Source organism: Klebsiella sp. D-Nf1 (assembly GCF_002810515.1).
Taxonomy (GTDB): domain Bacteria; phylum Pseudomonadota; class Gammaproteobacteria; order Enterobacterales; family Enterobacteriaceae; genus Klebsiella; species Klebsiella variicola.
In genome coordinates this window covers 89,125-110,215 of record NZ_PIOK01000009.1, presented here as the reverse complement: position 1 = coordinate 110,215, position 21,091 = coordinate 89,125, and the positions used below count along the sequence as shown (strand labels likewise).

27 protein-coding genes and 2 tRNA genes are annotated in these 21,091 nt (G+C 46.5%); 2 read left to right on the top strand and 27 right to left on the bottom strand.

All coding sequences use genetic code 11. The features are described from left to right. Nucleotides 1-149: 149 nt before the first annotated feature. The 4 genes from CWM54_RS24930 to phoH form a co-directional block, all read right to left on the bottom strand. Entirely contained in the window at nt 150-767 is a 618-nt protein-coding gene (locus CWM54_RS24930) for a hypothetical protein (RefSeq protein WP_072059428.1), read from the bottom strand. 94 nt (nt 768-861) lie between these two features. After that, a complete protein-coding gene (locus tag CWM54_RS24925) occupies nt 862-1,107 on the bottom strand; it encodes a GrxA family glutaredoxin (protein WP_100698861.1) in 246 nt (81 codons plus the stop codon). A 124-nt stretch (nt 1,108-1,231) separates the two neighbouring features. Further along, nucleotides 1,232-1,426 (bottom strand): hypothetical protein, encoded by a 195-nt coding sequence (locus tag CWM54_RS24920; protein ID WP_100698859.1) that lies wholly within the window; start codon nt 1,424-1,426, stop codon nt 1,232-1,234. Between the two features lie 20 nt (nt 1,427-1,446). After that, a complete protein-coding gene (phoH, locus tag CWM54_RS24915) occupies nt 1,447-2,223 on the bottom strand; it encodes a phosphate starvation-inducible protein PhoH (protein WP_047065828.1) in 777 nt (258 codons plus the stop codon). A 241-nt stretch (nt 2,224-2,464) separates the two neighbouring features. Between phoH and CWM54_RS24910 the strand changes: the two genes are divergently transcribed. Continuing rightward, nucleotides 2,465-3,661 carry a hypothetical protein gene (locus tag CWM54_RS24910; RefSeq protein ID WP_133123770.1) on the top strand — a complete coding sequence of 399 codons (1,197 nt, stop codon included), beginning with the start codon at nt 2,465-2,467 and terminating at the stop codon, nt 3,659-3,661. Between the two features lie 187 nt (nt 3,662-3,848). Here CWM54_RS24910 and CWM54_RS28920 read toward each other — a convergent pair. The 9 genes from CWM54_RS28920 to CWM54_RS24875 form a co-directional block, all read right to left on the bottom strand. Then, nucleotides 3,849-3,935, bottom strand: a tRNA-Ser gene (locus CWM54_RS28920). Nucleotides 3,936-4,082: 147 nt separating this feature from the next. Continuing rightward, a tRNA-Asn gene (locus CWM54_RS24905) sits at nt 4,083-4,157 on the bottom strand. A 757-nt stretch (nt 4,158-4,914) separates the two neighbouring features. Then, on the bottom strand, nt 4,915-5,214 hold the full coding sequence (locus tag CWM54_RS24900) for a C-type natriuretic protein (protein ID WP_100698857.1): 300 nt from the start codon (nt 5,212-5,214) through the stop codon (nt 4,915-4,917). Then, nucleotides 5,211-5,363, bottom strand: coding sequence for a hypothetical protein (locus CWM54_RS24895; RefSeq protein ID WP_023279478.1), 153 nt, complete (start codon nt 5,361-5,363; stop codon nt 5,211-5,213). The genes CWM54_RS24900 and CWM54_RS24895 overlap by 4 nt, the downstream gene beginning before the upstream one ends. Next, nucleotides 5,360-5,575, bottom strand: coding sequence for a hypothetical protein (locus tag CWM54_RS24890; protein WP_100698855.1), 216 nt, complete (start codon nt 5,573-5,575; stop codon nt 5,360-5,362). Before CWM54_RS24890 ends, CWM54_RS24895 begins: the two co-directional genes overlap by 4 nt. After that, nucleotides 5,559-5,723: a hypothetical protein gene (locus tag CWM54_RS28190; RefSeq protein ID WP_162822972.1), complete on the bottom strand. Its 165-nt coding sequence runs from the start codon at nt 5,721-5,723 to the stop codon at nt 5,559-5,561. The genes CWM54_RS24890 and CWM54_RS28190 overlap by 17 nt, the downstream gene beginning before the upstream one ends. 11 nt (nt 5,724-5,734) lie before the next feature. Then, nucleotides 5,735-7,057, bottom strand: coding sequence for a DNA ligase (locus CWM54_RS24885; RefSeq protein ID WP_100698853.1), 1,323 nt, complete (start codon nt 7,055-7,057; stop codon nt 5,735-5,737). After that, entirely contained in the window at nt 7,057-7,524 is a 468-nt protein-coding gene (locus CWM54_RS24880) for a hypothetical protein (RefSeq protein ID WP_100698851.1), read from the bottom strand. Before CWM54_RS24880 ends, CWM54_RS24885 begins: the two co-directional genes overlap by 1 nt. 79 nt (nt 7,525-7,603) lie before the next feature. Then, nucleotides 7,604-8,392, bottom strand: coding sequence for a hypothetical protein (locus CWM54_RS24875; protein ID WP_100698849.1), 789 nt, complete (start codon nt 8,390-8,392; stop codon nt 7,604-7,606). 304 nt (nt 8,393-8,696) lie between these two features. On the opposite strand from CWM54_RS24875, the gene CWM54_RS24870 reads away from it, so the two are divergent. Continuing rightward, nucleotides 8,697-9,863: a hypothetical protein gene (locus CWM54_RS24870; protein WP_100698847.1), complete on the top strand. Its 1,167-nt coding sequence runs from the start codon at nt 8,697-8,699 to the stop codon at nt 9,861-9,863. 39 nt (nt 9,864-9,902) lie between these two features. Here CWM54_RS24870 and CWM54_RS24865 read toward each other — a convergent pair whose 3' ends face one another. The 14 genes from CWM54_RS24865 to CWM54_RS24800 form a co-directional block, all read right to left on the bottom strand. Further along, a complete protein-coding gene (locus CWM54_RS24865) occupies nt 9,903-11,027 on the bottom strand; it encodes a DNA primase (RefSeq protein WP_165785962.1) in 1,125 nt (374 codons plus the stop codon). Between the two features lie 147 nt (nt 11,028-11,174). Next, nucleotides 11,175-12,515: a DnaB-like helicase C-terminal domain-containing protein gene (locus tag CWM54_RS24860; RefSeq protein ID WP_004110189.1), complete on the bottom strand. Its 1,341-nt coding sequence runs from the start codon at nt 12,513-12,515 to the stop codon at nt 11,175-11,177. Nucleotides 12,516-12,579: 64 nt separating this feature from the next. Next, nucleotides 12,580-13,305: a hypothetical protein gene (locus CWM54_RS24855; RefSeq protein WP_100698843.1), complete on the bottom strand. Its 726-nt coding sequence runs from the start codon at nt 13,303-13,305 to the stop codon at nt 12,580-12,582. A gap of 188 nt (nt 13,306-13,493) precedes the next feature. After that, the gene (locus tag CWM54_RS24850; protein ID WP_047065837.1) at nt 13,494-14,252 is read right to left on the bottom strand and encodes a DUF2971 domain-containing protein; all 759 of its coding nucleotides are present in this window, start codon (nt 14,250-14,252) and stop codon (nt 13,494-13,496) included. A gap of 108 nt (nt 14,253-14,360) precedes the next feature. Next, a complete protein-coding gene (locus CWM54_RS24845) occupies nt 14,361-14,771 on the bottom strand; it encodes a hypothetical protein (protein ID WP_047065838.1) in 411 nt (136 codons plus the stop codon). Beyond that, nucleotides 14,761-15,405, bottom strand: coding sequence for a hypothetical protein (locus CWM54_RS24840; protein ID WP_047065839.1), 645 nt, complete (start codon nt 15,403-15,405; stop codon nt 14,761-14,763). Before CWM54_RS24840 ends, CWM54_RS24845 begins: the two co-directional genes overlap by 11 nt. A gap of 1 nt (nt 15,406) precedes the next feature. Continuing rightward, nucleotides 15,407-15,763: a hypothetical protein gene (locus CWM54_RS24835; RefSeq protein ID WP_014342115.1), complete on the bottom strand. Its 357-nt coding sequence runs from the start codon at nt 15,761-15,763 to the stop codon at nt 15,407-15,409. 5 nt (nt 15,764-15,768) lie between these two features. After that, the gene (locus CWM54_RS24830; protein ID WP_021313115.1) at nt 15,769-16,434 is read right to left on the bottom strand and encodes an AAA family ATPase; all 666 of its coding nucleotides are present in this window, start codon (nt 16,432-16,434) and stop codon (nt 15,769-15,771) included. A gap of 155 nt (nt 16,435-16,589) precedes the next feature. Next, nucleotides 16,590-17,381, bottom strand: a complete 792-nt coding sequence (locus tag CWM54_RS24825) for a hypothetical protein (RefSeq protein WP_100698841.1) — start codon at nt 17,379-17,381, stop codon at nt 16,590-16,592. Continuing rightward, complete coding sequence (locus CWM54_RS24820; protein ID WP_047065841.1) at nt 17,382-17,780, bottom strand: hypothetical protein; 399 nt, start codon at nt 17,778-17,780, stop codon at nt 17,382-17,384. A 416-nt stretch (nt 17,781-18,196) separates the two neighbouring features. Then, nucleotides 18,197-18,448, bottom strand: a complete 252-nt coding sequence (locus CWM54_RS24815; protein ID WP_032422981.1) for a hypothetical protein — start codon at nt 18,446-18,448, stop codon at nt 18,197-18,199. 2 nt (nt 18,449-18,450) lie between these two features. After that, nucleotides 18,451-19,143 carry a membrane protein gene (locus CWM54_RS24810; protein WP_047065842.1) on the bottom strand — a complete coding sequence of 231 codons (693 nt, stop codon included), beginning with the start codon at nt 19,141-19,143 and terminating at the stop codon, nt 18,451-18,453. A 13-nt stretch (nt 19,144-19,156) separates the two neighbouring features. Further along, entirely contained in the window at nt 19,157-19,480 is a 324-nt protein-coding gene (locus CWM54_RS24805; protein ID WP_004109805.1) for a hypothetical protein, read from the bottom strand. A gap of 90 nt (nt 19,481-19,570) precedes the next feature. Further along, nucleotides 19,571-21,016 (bottom strand): tail fiber domain-containing protein, encoded by a 1,446-nt coding sequence (locus CWM54_RS24800; protein ID WP_047065843.1) that lies wholly within the window; start codon nt 21,014-21,016, stop codon nt 19,571-19,573. Between the last annotated feature and the right edge of the window lie 75 nt (nt 21,017-21,091).

Here is a 21,091-nt window from a genome sequence, read left to right as displayed (position 1 = left end):
TTCTTGCCAAAAATGTCTGGGAAGAAGCCTCGTTTTAAGGTCTTAAAATCCTCAAGCAAACTAACCTTCAGGTCTGGTTTAATTCTGAAGGTCGGCTCTAAAAATTTAGTGTAACTTTCACGATTCCATTCTACCTTCATCTAAGGACCTTAATGAAGAGAGAAGTTGGCAAAGACATCCTCATCGATGAGGCCTGTCTGAGATTCGATAACATTAACCTCGTTAAAACACTGATCAAGAATCATCAGTACGTCAGACACGGCAAGTCGATACTCGGTAATGACATGGCTGAGTTTTTTCAGATAAGGATGAGGCTGAGCCGCTTCGTTGGTGAATTTGTTAACAACAAACTCCAGGCTACGGATAACACCGACGACATTCTGCAAGCCCTCGTAATCGCTTTCACTGTAGTGTTCCAGGATTTGTTCAGCGGTTAACCCACAGAGAATGCGAGCAATTTGAACATGTTTAGCCGTAAGCAAAGTCAATTTTTCTTCAAAATTAACCAGCTCTGACGCCACGTCATGCTCTTGTACGGGTATGCCTTCGGTCTTAACATAATCCCGTTCAGTAAAGCCCGTATACTTTGCTGTAGGAGTAAGCGTACCTCTAAACCGTTTGTACGCACGCACCTCTAAAACGATTCGCCCAGAAGTTTTGGCTTTAGACTTAGGCTTATCATTTAAAAAGCGTGAAACACTAGAGGTCACAGTAGCAAGGGTGTTGCTAACGACGCTCAAATCTTCCAAGCAATTTTCTAAATGCATAAAACCTCTTTACAGCTAAATGGCTCGTACCTAAGTGTACGCTCTGTTATCAAAAGCGACAAATCAAAACGGCCCCAAACGGAGCCGTATTGTATTACAGAGTGCTTGCGAAAGCAGCAAATTCTGCGTAACCGCCGATTGGAACATCGTCCAAAAACACCTGGGGAATGGTTTCTACCGGCTTCCCAACCATGTCACTCAGCTTTTGTTTATCGATCCCGGCAGCGACAATATCGATGTACTGATATTCACCATATCCATGCCCCTGCAGCTGCTTCGCCAGCTCAACGGCTCGCTTGCAGAAGGAGCAATTTTCTCGTCCATAAATCACAAAGTTCATTGTTTTCTCTCGTTTATCCTCGGAGAACTGGGGGTTGCGGCCGATCTCAGAACCAGGTGGATAGTAGCCGGCCACACCGAACGGCAAAGGTAAGAATTCTTTCTTGGTTTCCATATCTTCCTTATTAAGATAGAGATGTGATGTTTTCTTCCGTCCTGTGCAGTGCCATGCCGATGTTCGATACATGTGCTGGCGGCGCCATTTCCTCGAACACGGTCTGCAGGTGGTCTTTGATGCTAGCCCATTGGGCTTCTGTCGGCCGATCGTCGCCCAACTCAGCGAACCCCTGCAGCCAATACACAAATTGCTCTGGTGTCATATATGCCTCAAAAGTCTTTGTTACAGATAGGCTTGAAGCGCCACTTTACACAGCTCTGAGCGCACGCAATCTTCGGCCGTGAACTCAATGAGCCCTACCTGGCGAGATGGCTGGAACCGCTGCAGGGCGTCCTCAAGACCAGATTTAACATTACCCGGCAGGTCGCATTGGGTTACATCACCATTCACGATGACCGTTACGTTCTCACCCATCCGAGTTAGGAACATCTTCATTTGTGACGCCGTCACGTTCTGGGCCTCATCGAGGATGACCACAGCGTTTTCGAACGTGCGACCGCGCATGTATGCGAAGGGTGCGATCTCGACTTTGGCCACCTCTGGTTTGAGGCAGTATTCGAGAAATGAAGCGCCCAGGCGTTTCTGCAGCACATCGTAGACGGGACGAAAGAACGGAGCGAACTTCTCGGCCATATCGCCAGGCAGGAAGCCCAAATCCTCTTCTGCCTGCAGTACAGGGCGCGTAACGATAATTCGGTCTACTTCCTTATTGAGTAATCGCTGCGCCGCGACAGCCGTCGCCAGGAAGGTTTTACCGCAGCCGGCTTCGCCAGTGGCGAACGTCAGTGCTTTGCTATCAAGGGAGATAAGATAGTGGGCCTGGGCCTCATTGCGTGCCTCTATGGGGGAAGTGTCACGCTTCGGTTTTGGGGGCAGAGCAGGGGCGGCGGAGGACAGCTCGTCTACGATAATAGTGTCGATCTCGTAGCCGAGAATACGCGATTTTGACTTAAGTGCCTGGCGAGCTGCGCGTCGCGCCTGTTTACGTTTGTTTCCCATATTGAGTCCTTTCAAGTGAGTAACCAGACGAACTATACCTAAAAGAGAACGCAAATGTAAGTAAGTAGTTACCTATTTACTTTTCCAGATAGAACGCGTTTTGAGTGGGTTGGGGCGCTGAGCTGTCATGAAAAACTAAAATAGCTGAAATGGTATGTTTCATTAGGTATCATACAGTTTCAAAATTAACCAAAGACACTGAAAAATGCCTGTTTTGTTAATCCTTATACTTGGGACAGTGATGATTATTTTCTGGGATACTGTTAAGGAAAACGTAGAGGTTATAGGCACGCTTGCCACTTCTCTTGCTTTTTTTGCTACTGCCTGGGCTGCATACGAGGCAAGACATAGTGCAAAAGCAGCAATGAAAGCGACCCAGCTAACGGCGGATTCACTCCTTGAAATGAAAAAAGCCTCCTTTAAGGAATGGTACGGCATATTACTTGAACAGCATAATAAATTGCTTGAGGACGTAAATAAGACCTTGCTCGCTGACAGTGAGCTTAATGTTAAATTGGGCATGAATATCATCAGGGGAATTTATTATCATGCAACAAAAAAACCTGCTTACATCAAGTATATTAACCACATAATTTTAATTTTGACGTATTTGGATAAAGATTTCTATCTACCATCATCAGCGGATAATGAAAAGAGATCTTACATAGAGCAGCTGCGCAATAGCATTAGTCCAAAAGTAAGCCTACTGATTTCTATTTTTGGTCTTAATATCGATAATAATAAAACCTACGATGCAAAGAAACTTTACAACCTCCTGAATAAATATAACTTCTTTGAAAATCAAGTTTTTTTTGAAGATGCAATATCTAAAATTCATTACTTGGATTCCTATGTTGCTGAAATTTTCAACAAAGAATATCGAAGAAACGTAGAATTTTATGTTGATAAAATGGTTCGTGGTTGTGTGCCCTCTAATATCAAAGTGTCACGTCCGCATAACAGAATTACGTTCGCAGTGTTGTGGTCGTATAACAATCCTTGCCAACAACATTTGTTGCAAATATTCAATGACTTGCCTCTACATATGAGAAATAGCATCAAGCTGAATATGGAAAAATCGGCCGAAAAAGTGGCCGAGTTCGATTCTTGGCTTCCTAATATTATCGGCTGGGAGCTTAATATATCTGGATTCAAAAATAGAGTTATCAAGGACGAAAAAGAGCTAAAAAGGCTAATAAAAATTTATATTAAACATCCTTTCAATAGCAGACTGACAGGTATCTTGTTGACTAATGGAGTTACTAATAGATTCGCTGAAGATATTGAAAGTAATCTAGATAAATATTTTTTATATAAAGCATATTTAAACCTCAATACTAATCCCATGAAAGAGGAATTGATTGACGGAATAGTGACTAAAGTTGAGGAAATGGTTGATATTTACAAATCAGAGCTCAATGCATTCAGTTTTAAATAATATATTTAGCAAAAAAGGGGCCGAAGCCCCTTTTGATTTTGCGCTGAAAAAAGTGTTGCTAAGATGCTAGAAGCTATGGTTAAAGAACGTCTGCCGTAATGTCTATCACAGCGTTGAGCGGTCTGGCCATGTTACAGGCGGAGTCTTTTCGATAAGAAAAACAAAACCAAACCGCTCAACGCTGTGTTGGCGGAGGATAATGGAATCGAACCATCATCGCTTTCGCAATGGGACGGTTTTCAAGACCGCTTGGGCGCCATGCCCTCTATCCTCCGTTCGTTGTGACGCCAGATGCTTATCTTCTGGTTGCTTCAACGAGCTGCAATTCATCACAACGGTAAGGGCATTCAGGGAATCAGATCCGTCGCGAACAGCCAAAGAGCGCGCCTTCCTTGCTGTCGTCCAAATACCCTTACCGTTGTGGCGATGGTGGGTGGATTCGAACCACCGACCAGTTGATTAACAGTCAACCGCTCTACCACTGAGCTACACCATCTAAAGTTGACACCGTCAGCCCCTGTCGATTTACGGACTTGTGGGGCTGTATCGCCGATTCACCGGTGACGTTCGCAGCAGTCCTACCAGCTTTCTGCCACTTGTGCTTTACGTTTTCACCAAACGCTTACAAGCCAAGATCTTTAAATACTCTCCGAGGGTTGAGGAGGGTTTTCATTCAGATCTACTTAGATGTATGGAATCATTTAATCGTTGTGGCCACGAGGCAGTGACAACAATGGCTATAACCAGAAGGATAATGAATCCGTGGCCACAACGTTGAGACCACTGGGACGGATTAATGTACTTGGCCCTACATGTCTGCCGGCTCTGCCTCTGTGATGCAAAAACCAGTGGTCTCAACGTTGCGTGCTGGCTCACCAAACCAGCCGGGTTACGTCGCCATTTTTAACCCAAGACTAAACGACATAAGTAACAGAAATGACGTAACAGGATAGACGGTCGGGTCTTTGGGAGCCGGGATGTGTTGGACATAATACCCAACCGCCCATTCTGTTACCTCATCGGTAAGGGCACTGATTAACCAGATGCCCTACCTGCGTTTTGCAATCACACTCGCTTAGTGTGTCCCATTTCGGTGACGAGGCTGGAAACTGACCTCGCTGGTGTTTAGCTTTTTAAGCTACTGCCAGGTACTGATTGTCGTTTGCAGTTATCTTTAAACGTTCAAACAGTCGCGTCTCAACGAAAACAAGCCAATCATAGTTGTATCAATCTAATAAGTAAATACTTACCTATTATTTCATGCGTTCGTTTGTTCCTTTTTTGATCAGAACTGGCTTCTCATCCTGCGTCCGTTGGATTGTGGCCGTGAAACGTTTTGCCTTTATGCAAAGGGTTGCACCTTCCTTCAGCTCGCCGTAACGCTGTTCAAGTAGAGATCCAAGGCACCAAAGCGTGTCATCGATACGCTTGCGACTGGCGAATCTTAAAAGCAGTAGCTTTACCAGGGACTGGCCAATCGTAAAAGCTACTGCGACACCAGAAGCCACAAAGTACAAGCCTATCCACCAGTCAAACGAGGTTAGATTGCTCATTTTGATACCCCTGTCTCGTGAACGACGCGATATACCCGCTTACCGATACGTAGTGTTTTGGTCTTCAGTTCCTGCTTGATCAAGTCATGACAGATGATGAAGCCAAGGGCGACGCCTCCAGAAAAAGACAATACGATGTATGGAATCATGTGTATTCTCCTGCTTCAATCAGTTGCTCCAGCAGCTCTCGCCCCTTATTCGTCAGCTGGTAGTTCTCCACCTTTCCTTCCGTTTCGACATTGGCCACCAGGTTCATCTGTTCGAGTTTGGCTCGCGTCTTGGGTTTCCAGTTAGCGTAGAAACATGACCATTGGCTGATTTCACGCAGGGTTTCCTTCTCTCGCTTACTCAGGACGATCATCGCCAGTCTCCTTTAGCGTGTTAGTAATGTCGATGATGCGGTATACGCGGCCACGTCTTTCCATCAGCCCGCGCTTCACGTAATCGTTAATGCTGCTGAGCGTCACCAAAGTTCCGATGACGAAGCCGACACCCAAAAAAACAATCATCCAACCGAGCATCATTCTTTATCTCCGACACGTTCTTCGGTATCGCGAAGGCATTTGGGCCACTTAAGCCGCGGATGACGCAGACTGCCATCTGGCGTGTACTCGTGAAAATTCACCTTCACAATACGGCCCATGTACTTGTCCTGGTTATGCCAGATCTCATCGAGGTAGCGATGCTTGATTCCAGAAGCGCGGACCTCGGTTCCATCTTCGAGGCGAATAACGATTTTGCCGAGGGTATGAGCAAAGCCGGCATCCGGATCTCCAGCTAGGAAGCCGATAATCTCACCATCAGCTTCGTTTTCATCTTTTAATTTCCACCAGCTGCGGGTGCGCTTGAACTCGTATACAGAATCCGGGTCTTTGCCCATATCTCCTTCTTCGTTATCGTCCAGACGCTTCATAAACCGCTCTACAAAGTCTTCATGGCTGTAGATGATGTAGAAGGGATGCATATGAATGTCAGCCGCATAATCCTGGCCGCGTGTATTTCTGAACCAGGCCACCAACAGAGAAAGACGCTGTTTCAGCTTCATACCGTTCTTCTGGTATTCAACTGTTTTAGCCTGTACGCGCCACTCTGGTAGGAAGAAATCAAAGATATGATAGGTTGCGCCAACCGCCTTCACGTTCTTCTTACGTAGCGCTGAGACTGAATTGTTAAAAGAACCTGCAGTACCTTCACCATCGAAAAAGATGTGTTTGTAGCCGGAGAGCTTGCCCAGCTCCAACATGGCAGGTTTCAGGTGATCGAGAGATGTGATCGGGTTTCCGGTACGAGACAGAAAGTTAACCTCTTCATCGTCCACGATCACTTCACAAATAACCCGAAGACCATCCAGTTTGAGGCTGCCTATCATTGGCCATCTGGCTTTGGGATTTGCCTTGAAGGGGTACTTGTCGCCTTTTTCTTTATAGGCGGTGGCCAGCTGCACCTCAAACTTCGGGATCGGGTTGTGGAACACCTTATTGCAGAGACTTATGCCGACGCCGGCTTTCGGGTCTTTCAGCAGGAACCGGCGAAATACGTCCTGACCGTCTGCACACATCGAAGCAACCAAAGACTCGACCGCAGTAATGGCTGCGTTCCCCGTAAGCTCCCGGGCAGCCAGTTTCTCCAGCAGCTCTATCGCTTTCTGATCACTGGGTACGGACTTGCTAAGTGGATCGGCCACTTTGTATTTCTTCACCCCGAAACGAACAAATGGGTTCAGCATGAGTGAAACCATTCTTTGTTCGAAGTCATCCATACTGGCCAGCGCCTCTTTCTTGGCGTTCGTTCCCATTGCTTTAATGGCGTCCAGCTTATGTTTAAGCGCGATCAGCTTCTCCATTAGTCGGTCTTCTCCTTTAAGGTTTCTTTGATAAGTTCTGAATAAATCTCGCTGGCATCCGGCAGTCGGCCAGTTTCAGCAACGGTCGAAGATTGGCGCTTCCCTTTAATTCCACTGTAGATAGATGCACTGCCTCTCTTCGGCTGCAGAGTTCTTGCTGTTCGGTTTCTTTCCTCCACCTCTTCAATGAGCGCCGGCATATCGACGAAATACAGCGACTCACCTTGCCGGATTTCCTCCACCATCATTTTCAGCGCCTGGCATTTTCCGGCCGAAATAGCGGTCGCACAGGAGGTGAACGATGACGCCGGCAGTCGCTTCTCTTTGAAGGCAATGATCGTGTGCTGACAGACGGTGTAGCTGCAGAACGAGGCATGTCCGTTAAGCTTCACTTCCGGGCAACGCAGCGAGTAGCCGTTGAGTCCAGAGATCGAAGGGATTTTTGATAAGTCAGTTTTGGTAGCCATTTCTCTAAATGATAATCTTGTACTTACTTATTACTAAGTTTAAATAAATCTGTACGGGGACACAGTACATAGTTACGGCTTACCAGGTGGCCCAGCCGGTCATCTTGTCACTTGCGGCTTCGTATCGATAAGGGGTTAGCAGGTCGTTTGCGGCATGAACGGCGTGGGATTTGGCTTCCTGAATCAGCATAGGCATTTCATTGGCCAAACGACTGATCTTACTTGCGTATTGCGCCAACACCCCATCACAGACGCGGCCAGCCTCAACGATCACGTTGATTAAATCCAGATCACTACGACACAAGTCGCAGATACGCCCATAGTCCAGCTCACGAACACGCGCTATAGCCTTGTTGTAATCTCCAGAGACAATCATTTCCAACAAGCCTGGTGGTGCCACCAGATCTACATGGCGCTTTTCAACATCGGGAGAAGTCATGATGCTGACGAAAGCCTCTCCTACTGTCTCGCATTTGCTTTCTACGGCTCTTAGAGTCACGTCCACGCTCTTCTCAAGCGTTTCTCTGCTTTCCATCTGGTAGCAGTTTGAGAAGATGATTTTGTCGTCATACCAGGCGCCAAAACGCCCGACTGGCCCAATGCCGGTCTCAAGCGGCGGGACGATGAACGCAACCAGAGCTACACGCTTTTGAACAGTACCTGGCATTTCAGGCGTCTTTGCGTACCAAACCAACACCGACGTATGTGTCGCCCCTTCTTTGAGAGGAATGCAGGATAGCGCATTCGATATATGCTCTGATGCCGTGTTGAATGAGGCATCGATGATGCTCTCCAGTTCGCCCTCGCCAAGCTCTACGCCTGACTTCTTGATCATCTCTAAAACTGCCTGTTCGATATCTTCTTTCATGTGATGTCCTCCACAACCAGAAAGTAAATTATCATAATAAAGTAAGTAATTGGATACTTATCTAAGTGTTCAATTAGGGTACATGACATGACTTGTCATCGACAGAGGTTTTACGATGGTTTTGATTTGTTCTGGAAGGGGGAGAAGCATTACATCGAAGCAACTTTAACCTTACAAATGCTGTTCGTACTCTGCTAGTATATTCGAGCACATGGTAAAGGTTGGGTGAACTCATTCTAATTTTAGTGTGAACACCATTCAATGAAATTAAAGGTTATATGCATACAGCATTAATGAGGAATATATGCCTTTTTGGAATGAGTCTTATCAAGCAGAACTTAACAAAATAAGCGACTTTATCGACCAAAACCTTATTAACTACAATGAAATTCCTGACGATTTGCATAGTATTGACGATTCAGTTTTCGCAGACTCTATTATAGTAGTGAGCTGGCGCACTTTAAAAAACCTATATAAGAATCGTTTAGACTTACTTGACAAATACACGCATTACAACCAAAAATTTTTGGAACAAGGAAATATTCCAAGTTTACAGGAATTAATAACGGATAAGTTTTATTTTCTTAACAAAGTTTTAAGAATACTATTTGAATACAGTTTTTGGGCATCTGACGATTTTGGCCGTCCAATGTTTTTAAGGCCAACTATATTAGAAAGATTGGACAGACTCAATCCACCGTCTGAAATCCCAGTTTCTTTCATCTGGATTGAACGTTCTATGCCTGCAGCGTTGACTAAGGATTTATTATTATCTGAACAATTCTCAACTTTGAGAATGATAGCAGGAAGCGTAGGTCTTTTCGAAGAACAAATCACAAGAGAGATAAAGAGAGGGATCAGTGATGTAAACAAAGAGGCAGACATCCTTAAAAAGGATATTGAAGGACTTATAAAATCTGCTAGCGCTTCAGTACAGTCTCTCGCAGAATATGACGATAAACTCAAACAGTACAAAAGTGAATATAACTTCGTTCTGCTGAGCAAAGCTTTCTCAAATCTTTTGAAAACCAAAAAATCAGAATACGTCACAAATCACAGAAGTGTAATTATCTTTTCTTCATGGTTAATTGCTACACCTTTACTTGCTTTATTGAATCACATCTATAATTTCTTCCCCGTAGAATTTAATTTAAACGCATTATTCTATTTCCTGCCAATATTATCATTGGAATTGTTATTCTTTTATTTTATGCGCCTGTATTATATTGAGGGCAAGGCCATCAAGGCCCAGATGCTTCAAATAGAACAGCGTCTTAGTCTATGTGAGTTTATACATGACTACGTGGAGACAAAAAATAACTCTGGTGCTGAAAAGGAATCCTGGTCATTGTTTGAGAAGTTAATTTTCAGTCCGATACAGGTTACTTCTGAAAACATACCGTCTTTACTGGATGGTGCATCATCTATTGCGGAGTTAGCTGGAAAAGTATTGTCCAAAGATTCTAAATAACCATGTTGGCTGCCCTCTTTTGGCAGCCAACATTGCGTCTCACGAATTAAACACTCTTATACCGAGAACCTTGCTCTGCAGCTCCAGCTGCTTAGAGTAGGGTTTTGCGCGATAATAAGCTTTGAGAATTTGTTCCTGGGTGGCCTCCCCGGGATCTAGCCCTTCTTCTCCAAGACAGGCTATTTTCACATTTAACCCTATACTGGTTAAACGTCTGGCGGCCGCCATTGTGTTTCGGATCGCTTGCTTCTCGCTATCCCACATCATGATGACGTTTCGCAGACCATCAGCCTTTAACGACAGAAACGCGCCCAGCTGGTCTTCTGCGTCTACAGTCGTGTTTCCGGACAGATGCATCCCGAACGTGCCAATGGGCTCTACGTACTCCCGGAGTGTTTCCTCGTCGAATATCGCTCGCTTAACCCCCATGACATCGAAAGCCCCCTCACAGACGACGACGGTCTGCTTACCAACTGCGTTATGACCGTTATAGAGAAACCTCCCGGATGCCGGCAGCTGCATTGGGAAGAGATATCGGCGTTCTGCTGCGCCGGTGACGTCACGCCCCTGGAATGTCTTCATCACCCCATTCAGATCGTAAATCGGTATCAGGATGCGCATATCGAATGCCTGCCCTTTAACCTGATCGGTATATGGGTCGACATAAGCATGTTTTCCCTCGACGCAGTAACGCAGGTCAAAGTATTTGGCCAGTTCCGGGGTAATGTTCCGCTCAACAAGATAGTCCGGCAGCCGACCGTCAATTGGTAGCTCATAATGCCGCGGTAAAGCCACCGGGCCTTCAAGTTCCACAGCACTGGCCAGCACAACCTCTTCTTTTATTGGCGCCCAACCTTGAGACAGGAGTGCGTTATGTACGTATTCCTCGAAGGCACGACGAGACTTACCGCTGTAGTGTTTGAGGAAAACCAGCTTATTAAATTGAATTTCTTCTGGGTGATCACCGGCGAAGCATTTCCCGACGTTGTTGGTCAGGTTGAAATAGACCTTCCAGTTAGTGCTTCCACATACCGGACATTCTTTGATATTCACTTCGCGGCCGCGGGCGCTTACACCGCCGCGACGATAGATGATGCCTTCCATATCCAGCCATTGTTCGAAATCCAGCTCGGACAGTAACTCTTTGAGGTCACTCATTGTCATTTACCGCAGTTTTTAAAAGGCAATATCTTAATAAGCCTCGTTTTTTGAATACCATAAAGGCTCATGTGTTTTTCCTTTTGTGATTAAACAAAAGGTAATTTGAAAGAGCGTGGGGATGTTATCCGTCTTTGCCCCACGCCTATTTTTTTAAAGAACTTCCATGATCCGCTCGATGAAGCGCATCTGTTCGAGGTTCTGCTTAACGCGAATACTCACTCCGCCCTTCTGGTTACGAGAACCAGCAAAATAGAGTCGTGCTTCACCTTTGGCTTCTTCCTCCTCAGTCTTGTTGATAGTGATGACTAAGTCGGCAATACGGACTTTTTCAATATTGTCCGCGGCGTGCATCATGGTGGCCACTTCGGATGAACCACCTTCACGGTTGGTCTGAGATGCCGTAATTCCTGCAACGTTGTGCTTATCGTAGAGAGCACGCAGATCGGTGTAGATAGAACGGATGTTCGCCCGGTCGTCACGGAGGTCGTAACTGGCACGCATCAAGTCCGCATAGTCGACCACCACCATATCCGGGATCATGCCATTCGCTTTCATGCTATTGAGCATACGATCCAAATCTGCAGGCGACATGCTTCCTGACGGGCGCTCAACCACCCAGAGATTCCCCACCCCTTTCGTCGCGCCAAGCTCCGCGAGTTTCCGGTGAACGTCGTCACGCTGCTCTACCAGCTTTGACATCTCCGTTTCAGATAGCCGTGCATCGAAGCGATCGGAGAGAATCGAGGTATGCACTTCGAGAGAAAGATACAAAACGTTGTAGCCGGCCAGCGTTGCGTTAATGGAGAACTCCCCCATAGCTGTCGATTTACCTGATTTCGCAAACCCCATGAAGAGCACCATCTCACGTTTCGCCCAACCTTTTTGATAGAGCATACGATCCAGCAGCGGAAGACCGGTGGTGATGCTGTTCGGTACGTAATCATCAGAGGCTTCATATTCACGGGCCTTGTAACGTTCCGCTGCAGAGGCGTAATAGTCATAAATGCCCGTCGCTTCGTTAGAACCGATCTGCTGCACTTTGGCCATGATGGCCATCGCTCCCTGGAAGTCGCCCTTCTCCTTCATCTCGGCCGCTTTAATCAACGCATCGTCGAACGCTACACTTTTAGCGAACGTCGCGACCTGGTCGACCATGTAAGCCGTATCAGAGAGTTTTTCCGAGAGCACTCGCTTAAACGCCGCCACAACGTCCGGGAACATCTCTTCTCTGATCGTCTTATCGCGTTTAGCACGCTTCAACATATCGAGGATGGCCGCCGATGAAGGCGCGCTCTTATACATTCTGAAATAGCCCGATACCATGTTCACCAGTATGGCGTTCGCCGCATTGGAGAATTGGTTGGGGGCAACCAGATCGCCGGCACGAGTCAGAAACTCATGATCGCGGCAAAAATACGCCGCCAGACGATTCTGGAAGTCGTCGTCGAACTCTTCAGACAACCCTCGTCCCGTGTGGCAAAGTTCGGTCATGTGTTTGTTATCCTTTGGTGCTTAAACAAGTTGTTTTCTAATCGTAAATATATGGAGCAGGCAATCAACACAGTCGCCGTGCTTCTTCAAGTTCTTCCGGGTAATGGGCATAGATAAGGCGCTCAGGCACCAGCTCCATCAACCAGACAGCAGAGAAGATGGTGCGGATACGCTTATCACGGGTGATGTGCTTCAAACGCTCCAGAACCCATTCAAAGTAACGTTCCTGAATTGGGTCATGCTGCATGTCTCCTAAGTGCTTAAAACTCACTACAGAGTCATCCAGACGCGTTCCCGCACGACTGGCGAGTTTGCTTTCGAAGATCTCAATCAGTTCTGGCTGCCAGAGATGCTGAGGGCGAGGTAATTTGTCCCAGAGCCGACGCGCAGCTGCAGAGAGAACGGTTGATATAAAATAGTCGTAAGAGCAGCAATATCGATCTGCAAACTGGCGAGCTTTCCAGAGGGATGTTTTGTTCACCACCGAGAGCTCTTGATAAGGTAAGCGTTTCAGACCAGTGCTGAATGGCGCCGTCTCGAAATGCTCGCGGCCATGAGACAGCATGATCTGTGAGTATGCGCGCTTATAGGCTTCGGTGAACAGACAGGTTGCCATCAGCGGGTGCATGTCGCGATAGTCAAACCACTTAGTATCAAAGAGTTCAGCCTCCCCCTGGCATCGTGAAAGACCGATGTTTTCCGCAACCCACTTGTCCATGACAGCCGTGTCCCACTCTGTCATGAAGTCGTACTGGCCGTTGTTTATGGTTTCAAAAAAGATCTGGCTCATGCCCCACCGATAGGTAATTACTTACTTATTGCTTGGCAAATCATAGCGACTAGTGACTGTTTTTGGAAGTGAAAACGGAAGGGAATATGTCTGGGACAGTTGGTATAAAAAACCTGTTTCCATATAAATAATAATAAGTAACTTAGTATTTATCTAGAGAAGCAGGCTCTTAATTGAAGCAGCCAGAACTAGTAACCTTGAAAAGAAAGGTTCTTGTCCAGTTCCACACGCTTCAGTTGGTACGAGTCAGTCGGGCAAAGCATTTTGTATACGGCGAGATTGCTGTCCAGCAACTCGCGGGCAAAATTTTCCAGCTCTCGATAGGGTTTACATCCGATAGAAATCTCTTTGATGAGCGAGGTATCGAACTTTTTAAGCCCTGGCAGTTCAGAGACAATCCGAAATTCTTCTTCGTACTTCCAGCTCTCCCCCTTGTGCAGAAAGATGGCTCTGACAATGTCGTAAACATCAGCGGTATAGAAGTTCACTTCAGGTGGCGATTTTACGTACTCCACATCACCGTTTAACGCTGTGTGTCGGTCATCCAGCGCTTCCACAATAGCGTCATCAAACCCTATGCAAAATCCAGAATGGGATCTGGCGTAATGCGACCACATCAGGTAATTAGTGTCAGTTCTGGTGAGGCATATCACGCCGGTATTCAAAAGCAGATTTCCGCGCAGCATATAGGCGTCAAACTCTTCGGCGTTTTTGGTTCGCCCTCTTAACCAGTTATCACTGTCATCGTCGCTTTTGCCGGGCCACATTTCATGATATCGAACACGCTTCTCCGGTATCGTGGCGTCAAAACTAAATTTGGCTTTGAATTCGGCAGGGTCATTGAATTCGTGCGGCCGGGTGGCTCGGATGGTTCCATCTTCGATGAAGAACTTGAGAATTTTGATTAATTCGTTTGGGTCTTCATGCCCTACGTATTTGTATAGCATTTTTTCCACTATTTTATATTGAAACGCAAAATGGAACACGTAATTATCTTAACCAATAAAAAGACCATCGAAAATATTAAAAGTCTTTTCTAATAGCATTGATTAAATTTACTTATCCGTAACTCTTTGTTCAACTTCCTTAACTTGGTTGTCAGTAAGATTCGCTATATGCTCACTCAATAACTTGTTAATCAAATACCTTTTTTGTTCATCCGACAAATCTTGACGCTTATCGATATGCCTCAACGAACTGCCAAATTTCTCGCTAATTGCATCACCATTGAACACTTCAATGATTGTTTTGATATTCATGATCAATACGCCAACAACAAAACAACCAGCGTTATATATCCAGTCAACAGCAAAGCCTTTGGTAAGCAAGAATGGTGTGAAAATATGAAGTACAACCCACAGTACAGCGCCGATTAGCGACCCAAAAACAGTTCTAAGTGGATAGCCTAATAGCAAAATATCCATTGCTCTGTTGAGATATCTACTTGTCAGATCTTTATCTGGCATCCAAAGCCCCCTTTCCCAAATTCTCATTTGGGATTTCTTCTAAAACAGGGTCATTCAATATTTTACGTTTGCCGCCACTACTACCAGTATCAATGGTGTCGATATTGGTCTCAATAAATTTAAGTAATTGGATAGCTTCAGTGCTATTATTACCGAAAAAGCCTTTAGCTATACGATAAGCCAAAATTCTCTCTTTTAGCTCCAGTAAAGCAAAGGCTACAGTTCCAGTGATGGTAATGATATAACCATAGCCAAATAAGTAGCTCAGTGCTGCGCCGAAAAATATCATAATCACAGAGAGAAGCTTAACCTTGATGAAGGTTTTCTTTTCATTCAAGAGATAAAGTTCGACGATTGTCTTCCTCTTTAACTCCTCTCGCTCTTTCTTGACACTTTCGTCACGTTTCTCTTTATACTCTTGTATTTTTAATCTGTATTCTTCGGATTTAACATACTTTAAAGTGTTGCGGTATAATCCGCTACATATCATCCCTATCATTGAACCAGCAACAGAAATAACTCCTTGGTTCGAAATTCCTAGCAAGCCGATAACTTTGCCAAACACAATTGCGGCTAATATGGCAAACGCTAAGCCTATAAACCAACCTAAATGTCTAGACAAAAATTTATCCATATCAACCTTTCTTCATCAACTCGCGTTTTATTTCGTCAGTACGCATCGTCACATCAGCAGCGGTGATCGCCTCGTTCATCTTTACGATGTCCTCAATTTCCTGCGGGGACTTCTCTGCCAGATGGAAAATGGCTGCACGTATCACATCAGAACGGGTGAACTTCTCGAAGCGAGGGATGAACTTCATCATCTCCAGTAATTCGAAATACTCGTCTTCAAGAGACATCGTGCGGCTTTTGATTTTCTCTTTGCCACGTGTTGGACGGCCTTGTGGACGGACGGGCTGGCGCATCGGGGTGCTGCTTTTAGGCGCAGCAGCTTCCGCAGCCGGACGTTTTGCCAGATCACCCATTTTCATGGACATTATTCACCCTCCAAGGTCATTACGTATTCTACTAATGCTTCAATCTCGGCCTCAGCCTTTTTGTCACGTTCGGCTCCGGTCATCTCAAATATGGAACGACCCGCCTCTTCGGCATCGTCATAGACGTTGCGGTTGTAAAGATTCACCGGTACCGCCTCGATGCCAAAGGTTTCGACAATTTCTTTTGCAGCGATAATGCGCGCAGCCTGGGAGGGCAGAGACGGGCACTGGTTCATTACAGCACGGATTTTGATTTGGTCATTCACGCTGCTAACGCTGTCGACGATGGGGTCGATGTCACGCAAGGATTTCAGATCGCGGCGTTTCGGGCGAAGCGGGATAAGGATCACGTTGGCCATCAGCATAGCCTGGCGCTGAATTTCGGAGTCGAAACCACCAGCGTCAACGACGACGTAATCGAAACGGCCGCGAAGCGAAGTGATGTGTTTGATGATGTCATCCTGGACATAGGCGAACGGGATCAGCTCCAGTTCTTCATTGTGCCGGCGGTCTTCACACCATCCTGTCGTGGTGCGCTGGATGTCGATATCAGTGATCTGTACTTTCTTTTTCTTTTTGATTTTCAGACAGGCTGCAATTTGCTGCGCAACAGTCGATTTGCCTGGGCCACCCTTGGTGCCGCCCACCACAATGATCTGAGTCATTCGTGATATCCCTACGTGTGATTTATCGTCGTATGAAACAACTTGTTTTCTTATATGCGATATAGCCTAAATGCCTACGGCTGCGGTGTAAAGGTGAAATGCTAGGTACTTTGAGCTTGTTAAAAGATGGCATCAAAAAACCCGCCGCAGCGGGTTTAAATGGTGACAGAGAATGTCGGTCTGACGGGTCTACTGTTTAACACCGTGATCCCGTAATCCACATGTCTGTCAGAAGCCGAGATGATGGTTAAAATTTGCGATGAGGGATTGATGCTAATATGCATAGGGTTCCAGTGCCGCAGCTGCGCTTCACTGAGCATCATGGCGTCCCAAGGCTTGAATCCTTTTATTCCTACGCCACCTTCAGCAAGCACATCTACAAAAACCTTCTTTATGTTATCGTAAACTTTTACTTTACCAACGTTAAGCATACCAACTGCCCATATCCTGGCACCATAAACTGTTTGATGATCATCGCAAATGAGGTGCTCATGCCAGTTAAGTAGGAAGCCATATATCAAGCGAGCGAGACCTTTCTGCTCCTTGCCGGGATCAACAAAAGCCCCTTTTATCTGCACTCCAACATGAGAACCTTGTTGTGAACAAAACAGGAAATCCTTGTAGACAAATCTAGCAATCTGTATGCCATCGTCATCTTCAGGTTCTGAACCCACTAAGGAGCGAATGGTGTCAACAATATGATTTTCTTCATGACCAGTGTCATTAAGGTCAATTGCGACCTCTTGCAACCACTCGTTGTGAGGCGCCCCTACCACGGATACAGTTAGGCAATATTGGTAACTTGAACCCTTTAGCGCCCATTCTGTAAGGCGTAAAACTGAAAAATCCGAGCCAACCGTATAGCCGACTCGGATTTTTTCTCTTTCTTCACACTCAGGGAAGTCTGCGAGAACTTTGTTGTAAGCCGCGATTAGTGAAGGTGCCATCTAGTTTGCAAGCCGCATTTCCATTGGTTTATCTGTACGGACAAGACTAACATCTACGCTGTATTTGTGTTTAACAAACGTAGCAATTTTACTCTCGATATCCGAAAAAATCTGTCTTTCGTAGTAAACGACTTCTGGGAACTGTTTTTCGGGCTTCACGAGGAAGCGCAAACGGTTGTTCAGAATCATCAACTCAGCAAACAATTTGATAGTAAAGCTGCCTGCCTCTACATCACTCTTAAGTGTAACTATGAAACGCTGATCCTTAAGCTCGCCTGGTTTGCTCATTTCTCGGATTTGGAGCGAGTCATCCCAATGACGCAAAGGAACCGATGCGATCATGTTGGTACAGTCTCTAATCGTTTGAATAGAACGTGATGAGTTAAGTGCGTTATGCATGTTTCCACCTTAGCCGTTAACAATCTCATGTCAGTGCGGCGACCCCCTGTGGGGTTTAGAGGCTACGAGTATGCGTAGCTTGAATGTGACTACACGTTATGACTGTAGTCATATCAAATCTACATCATTAAGCAGGATCATTCAACATGAGGTTGAATGAAGCACAGTTAGATGCCGTGAATATCAAGCTCTGACGACAGATGTGAAGAAAAGAGGATACGCCATAGTTTAGGTAGTGTAACGCAGCGTATCCTATGCGGCGGGGCATAAAATGCTACCGCCCCCAATCACAAATTCTTTCACCCAGCGTGTTGTGGATCAGGATTTCTCTCTCAGTTTCTTCTGTCAGGGCGTCGTCCTTGCTGATGTAGATAGGGTTTGCCCCATCACAGAATTGTACGCCCACGGTCTGAGGTTTAATCACGCATCCACTTATCGCGAAGCTCGCGATGAACGGCAGAAGCATCCTTAGTCCTGACTTCATTAATCGTCTCATTTTTCACATCCACTGTGCCTTGAAGCCGTTTGTTGGTTTCTCTCTGCGCCTTTTCTTCCATGGCCCGCCGGGCAGCGCGTCCACCCCAGGTGTACGCCCCAACGAGCACAAAGAAGACGGCAGCCAAAGTCATGATGGTCGATTTGACCTTTGAAAGCAGGCTGCCGTTCATGGTTACACCACTCCTGCCTGATGCTTACGAACTTGCGACCAGGCAATAAAGCCGGCGACAACAATGGTCGCAATACCGAAGATAATGCGAATGGTATCCCCGCTGGTGATATGCCCCTGGGCCTTATCCATCGCAACGGAGATCTGCGGCATTACGTCCGCCAGCTGCGCAATACCGATACCTGCAGTCACCGTTGCGCCTGCAGTTTCTTTCGTGACAGGTACGGCTTTCACTGCAGTTACCGGTTTAACGACACCAGCGCGACGCATACCTTCGTCAATAACTTCGGCCGAATACCAGCTGTTGAGTGTTTTCAACGGGCCACGACCGTTCTCATGACGAATAATCGCCTCCACCAGCGGCCGCATAGTGTTGTAGTCATGCAGATCGATGATCATGTCCGGCGTCACGCCTACAGCTTTAGAGACCTCATTGATATAGGCGGCAGTGTTGTTTTCATGCGGCGGCGCCCAACGTTCGATGACTTCACGGATCGTATCGATGCTGGAACCGTCTTTTGCGCGGCGCTTATCATGGTAGGTGATGAGCGTTACTGTCAGTGCTCGAATCCCCCATACGGGGTCTTTAAAAGTGCAGAACCGCGGTTCCGCCGGGTTGTTTACTAACCCTTGCCACGGCGACCCTTTATCCAGGTTGCCAGGGTTGCTGTTACGAATGCCTCTTGGAGTACTCATCCTTGTTCTCCTGTTATTGCAGTCCATTTTTCACGCCATAAGCGGCCAAACCCAAAAGCAGCACGGTGATCAGGAACGAGGTAATTTTGGAAATAATGCCTCCAAAGAACCCGCTTGAAATCGTGTCGAGCCGATTAAGAAGTTTGTCCAGGTTGGAATGCTGAATGCTGTGTTGCGCCGGAGTCATATCGCCAAAGTAGGTTCGCAGCTGATCGTTGACCTCCTGGCCAATATCATCGCGAAGCTCCTTACTTAATTTTCCTACGACTTCTCGCGCAACAATTGCGGCAATGCGCTCCACCTGCTCTGGCGTCACGCCTGCCATCTCGTTTGACATGTCTTCCTCCATGAATAAGTCAAATCGGATGGCAGATTTATATCATAAATTAGAAACTAATTGTAGGTAAGTACTTACATACAAATTGGATTAATTTAATTGCTCACTACTCATGTCCACGCCTGTATCGAAGGTATTCTGGTTTGTATTTATGGCGTCGCTCCCTTCTGATGAGTTAATTTTATTCTCCAGCGCTTCAACTCGCTTAATCAGTACCTTCACCGCCGCCAGCGTGTCCATCATTATCACGTTGTTGTCGAGCTGAAGGCGCTCACTGTTAACCTGCTTATTACCATCCAGGTACGAAATATTAACGTGTTTCACGTATTGCTCGTCTACTTCCTCGGCCTGCTGCGCGATGATCCCCCGGCGGACGCGGTTCTGTTCGTCGTCGTTATAGACGAACGTCACCAGCTCCAGCGCCTTTATGCGGTCTACTGACTGCTGCCCATCAGTAGGCGTGATATCGTGCTTCAGGCGAGCGTCAGACGTCCCCAGAAACTGCACGCTACCGCGCTGGCTTCCGTAGATATTGCCGTCGGCCAGGAATTGCCAATACTGTATTGGTTGCGAAAATCCACCAACAGAAAGAATTAGTCGGTGGTTTGTCCCTACCTGCTCTTCGAACCACATAGCCGCCTGTCCGCCATCAACGTTGCCATCACTACCGCGCGTATTAAATCTTGACGTAAAACGTGGCGCTTGTAACACGGTGCCATTTGCTATGTTTCCAGGGTCAGTGTTTAATCTGGCAATGAAGGCTTGCCCGTACAGATCGCCGTACTGCGTAGCAATGCCATAAACCCCGAGACCGCCACGGACTCGCAGCCCCGGATAAACCGCTAAAGCCCCGTCTTCGGTGATAATTCGATGCGTATAATCTGCAGAGCTACCTTTGTGGTGAAAATCAATATACGGCGTAGTGTCGCTGCTAATTTCAAGGTTGCCGGCGTCGATGGCAGTGAACTGTGTATTGCTATTCTTCCTGAGAATTTGCCCTGCAGCCGTTATAGTGGCACTGAAAGTAACCCCCTTACTGAATATCTGCGTCTGTGTGAACGTGTTTGCTGCGCTCGTCTTCGCTGAATCTTTCAGTGAGTTCCTGAGTTCCGCGAGGTCAGATGCTTTCGCCATCCCAGATACAGCAGGAACAGTCACAGACGTACCTGTTATAGGGTCTGTCATCGTAATGTCGCCGCTTCCGGTCAGGGCTGTAGACCATCCTTGGACAACGTTACGCCAAAGAGTAAATGCGCTGGCAAGCTGATTCGCAAAAGACGATGTGCTCGCTGTTTCTGACGTGATAATTCCATATTTCGCGCCAGAAAAAGCAGTTGTTATGTTTCTCGTCAGGGTCAGTTGAGTGTCATTATTTACTGATTTGATGGCATACAGATCCGCGCTTCCACTGCGATAAACCACAAGAATCGAGCCCTCCTGAATACCAAGTGCGGACTCCGACCACTTTGTTGAAATACCAGTAACCTTTGCCTGGTTTGCTGCACCCGTTATGGTGCCAACTTCATACATTGACATAATTTACTCTTCCTTGAGTTAATTCGGTATAGAGGGCGCCCCATGTTAATCCGATGATGCGCCTCCAATTACTCC

Bases quoted from the DNA above. Each gene is read 5' to 3' on its own strand.
- CWM54_RS24900 (WP_100698857.1), bottom strand. From the start codon at position 5,214: ATGAGCAATCTAACCTCGTTTGACTGGTGGATAGGCTTGTACTTTGTG.
- CWM54_RS24855 (WP_100698843.1), bottom strand. From the start codon at position 13,305: ATGAGCCAGATCTTTTTTGAAACCATAAACAACGGCCAGTACGACTTC.
- CWM54_RS24815 (WP_032422981.1), bottom strand. From the start codon at position 18,448: ATGAACGGCAGCCTGCTTTCAAAGGTCAAATCGACCATCATGACTTTG.
- CWM54_RS24875 (WP_100698849.1), bottom strand. From the start codon at position 8,392: ATGAAAGAAGATATCGAACAGGCAGTTTTAGAGATGATCAAGAAGTCA.
- CWM54_RS28190 (WP_162822972.1), bottom strand. From the start codon at position 5,723: ATGATTGTTTTTTTGGGTGTCGGCTTCGTCATCGGAACTTTGGTGACG.
- CWM54_RS24800 (WP_047065843.1), bottom strand. From the start codon at position 21,016: ATGTCAATGTATGAAGTTGGCACCATAACGGGTGCAGCAAACCAGGCA.
- CWM54_RS24805 (WP_004109805.1), bottom strand. From the start codon at position 19,480: ATGTCAAACGAGATGGCAGGCGTGACGCCAGAGCAGGTGGAGCGCATT.
- CWM54_RS24860 (WP_004110189.1), bottom strand. From the start codon at position 12,515: ATGACCGAACTTTGCCACACGGGACGAGGGTTGTCTGAAGAGTTCGAC.
- phoH (WP_047065828.1), bottom strand. From the start codon at position 2,223: ATGGGAAACAAACGTAAACAGGCGCGACGCGCAGCTCGCCAGGCACTT.
- CWM54_RS24850 (WP_047065837.1), bottom strand. From the start codon at position 14,252: ATGCTATACAAATACGTAGGGCATGAAGACCCAAACGAATTAATCAAA.
- CWM54_RS24925 (WP_100698861.1), bottom strand. From the start codon at position 1,107: ATGAACTTTGTGATTTATGGACGAGAAAATTGCTCCTTCTGCAAGCGA.
- CWM54_RS24830 (WP_021313115.1), bottom strand. From the start codon at position 16,434: ATGACTCAGATCATTGTGGTGGGCGGCACCAAGGGTGGCCCAGGCAAA.
- CWM54_RS24810 (WP_047065842.1), bottom strand. From the start codon at position 19,143: ATGAGTACTCCAAGAGGCATTCGTAACAGCAACCCTGGCAACCTGGAT.
- CWM54_RS24895 (WP_023279478.1), bottom strand. From the start codon at position 5,363: ATGATTCCATACATCGTATTGTCTTTTTCTGGAGGCGTCGCCCTTGGC.
- CWM54_RS24835 (WP_014342115.1), bottom strand. From the start codon at position 15,763: ATGAAAATGGGTGATCTGGCAAAACGTCCGGCTGCGGAAGCTGCTGCG.
- CWM54_RS24840 (WP_047065839.1), bottom strand. From the start codon at position 15,405: ATGGATAAATTTTTGTCTAGACATTTAGGTTGGTTTATAGGCTTAGCG.
- CWM54_RS24820 (WP_047065841.1), bottom strand. From the start codon at position 17,780: ATGCATAACGCACTTAACTCATCACGTTCTATTCAAACGATTAGAGAC.
- CWM54_RS24885 (WP_100698853.1), bottom strand. From the start codon at position 7,057: ATGGAGAAGCTGATCGCGCTTAAACATAAGCTGGACGCCATTAAAGCA.
- CWM54_RS24890 (WP_100698855.1), bottom strand. From the start codon at position 5,575: ATGATCGTCCTGAGTAAGCGAGAGAAGGAAACCCTGCGTGAAATCAGC.
- CWM54_RS24910 (WP_133123770.1), top strand. From the start codon at position 2,465: ATGATTATTTTCTGGGATACTGTTAAGGAAAACGTAGAGGTTATAGGC.
- CWM54_RS24880 (WP_100698851.1), bottom strand. From the start codon at position 7,524: ATGGCTACCAAAACTGACTTATCAAAAATCCCTTCGATCTCTGGACTC.
- CWM54_RS24920 (WP_100698859.1), bottom strand. From the start codon at position 1,426: ATGACACCAGAGCAATTTGTGTATTGGCTGCAGGGGTTCGCTGAGTTG.
- CWM54_RS24865 (WP_165785962.1), bottom strand. From the start codon at position 11,027: ATGACAATGAGTGACCTCAAAGAGTTACTGTCCGAGCTGGATTTCGAA.
- CWM54_RS24845 (WP_047065838.1), bottom strand. From the start codon at position 14,771: ATGCCAGATAAAGATCTGACAAGTAGATATCTCAACAGAGCAATGGAT.
- CWM54_RS24870 (WP_100698847.1), top strand. From the start codon at position 8,697: ATGCCTTTTTGGAATGAGTCTTATCAAGCAGAACTTAACAAAATAAGC.
- CWM54_RS24825 (WP_100698841.1), bottom strand. From the start codon at position 17,381: ATGGCACCTTCACTAATCGCGGCTTACAACAAAGTTCTCGCAGACTTC.
- CWM54_RS24930 (WP_072059428.1), bottom strand. From the start codon at position 767: ATGCATTTAGAAAATTGCTTGGAAGATTTGAGCGTCGTTAGCAACACC.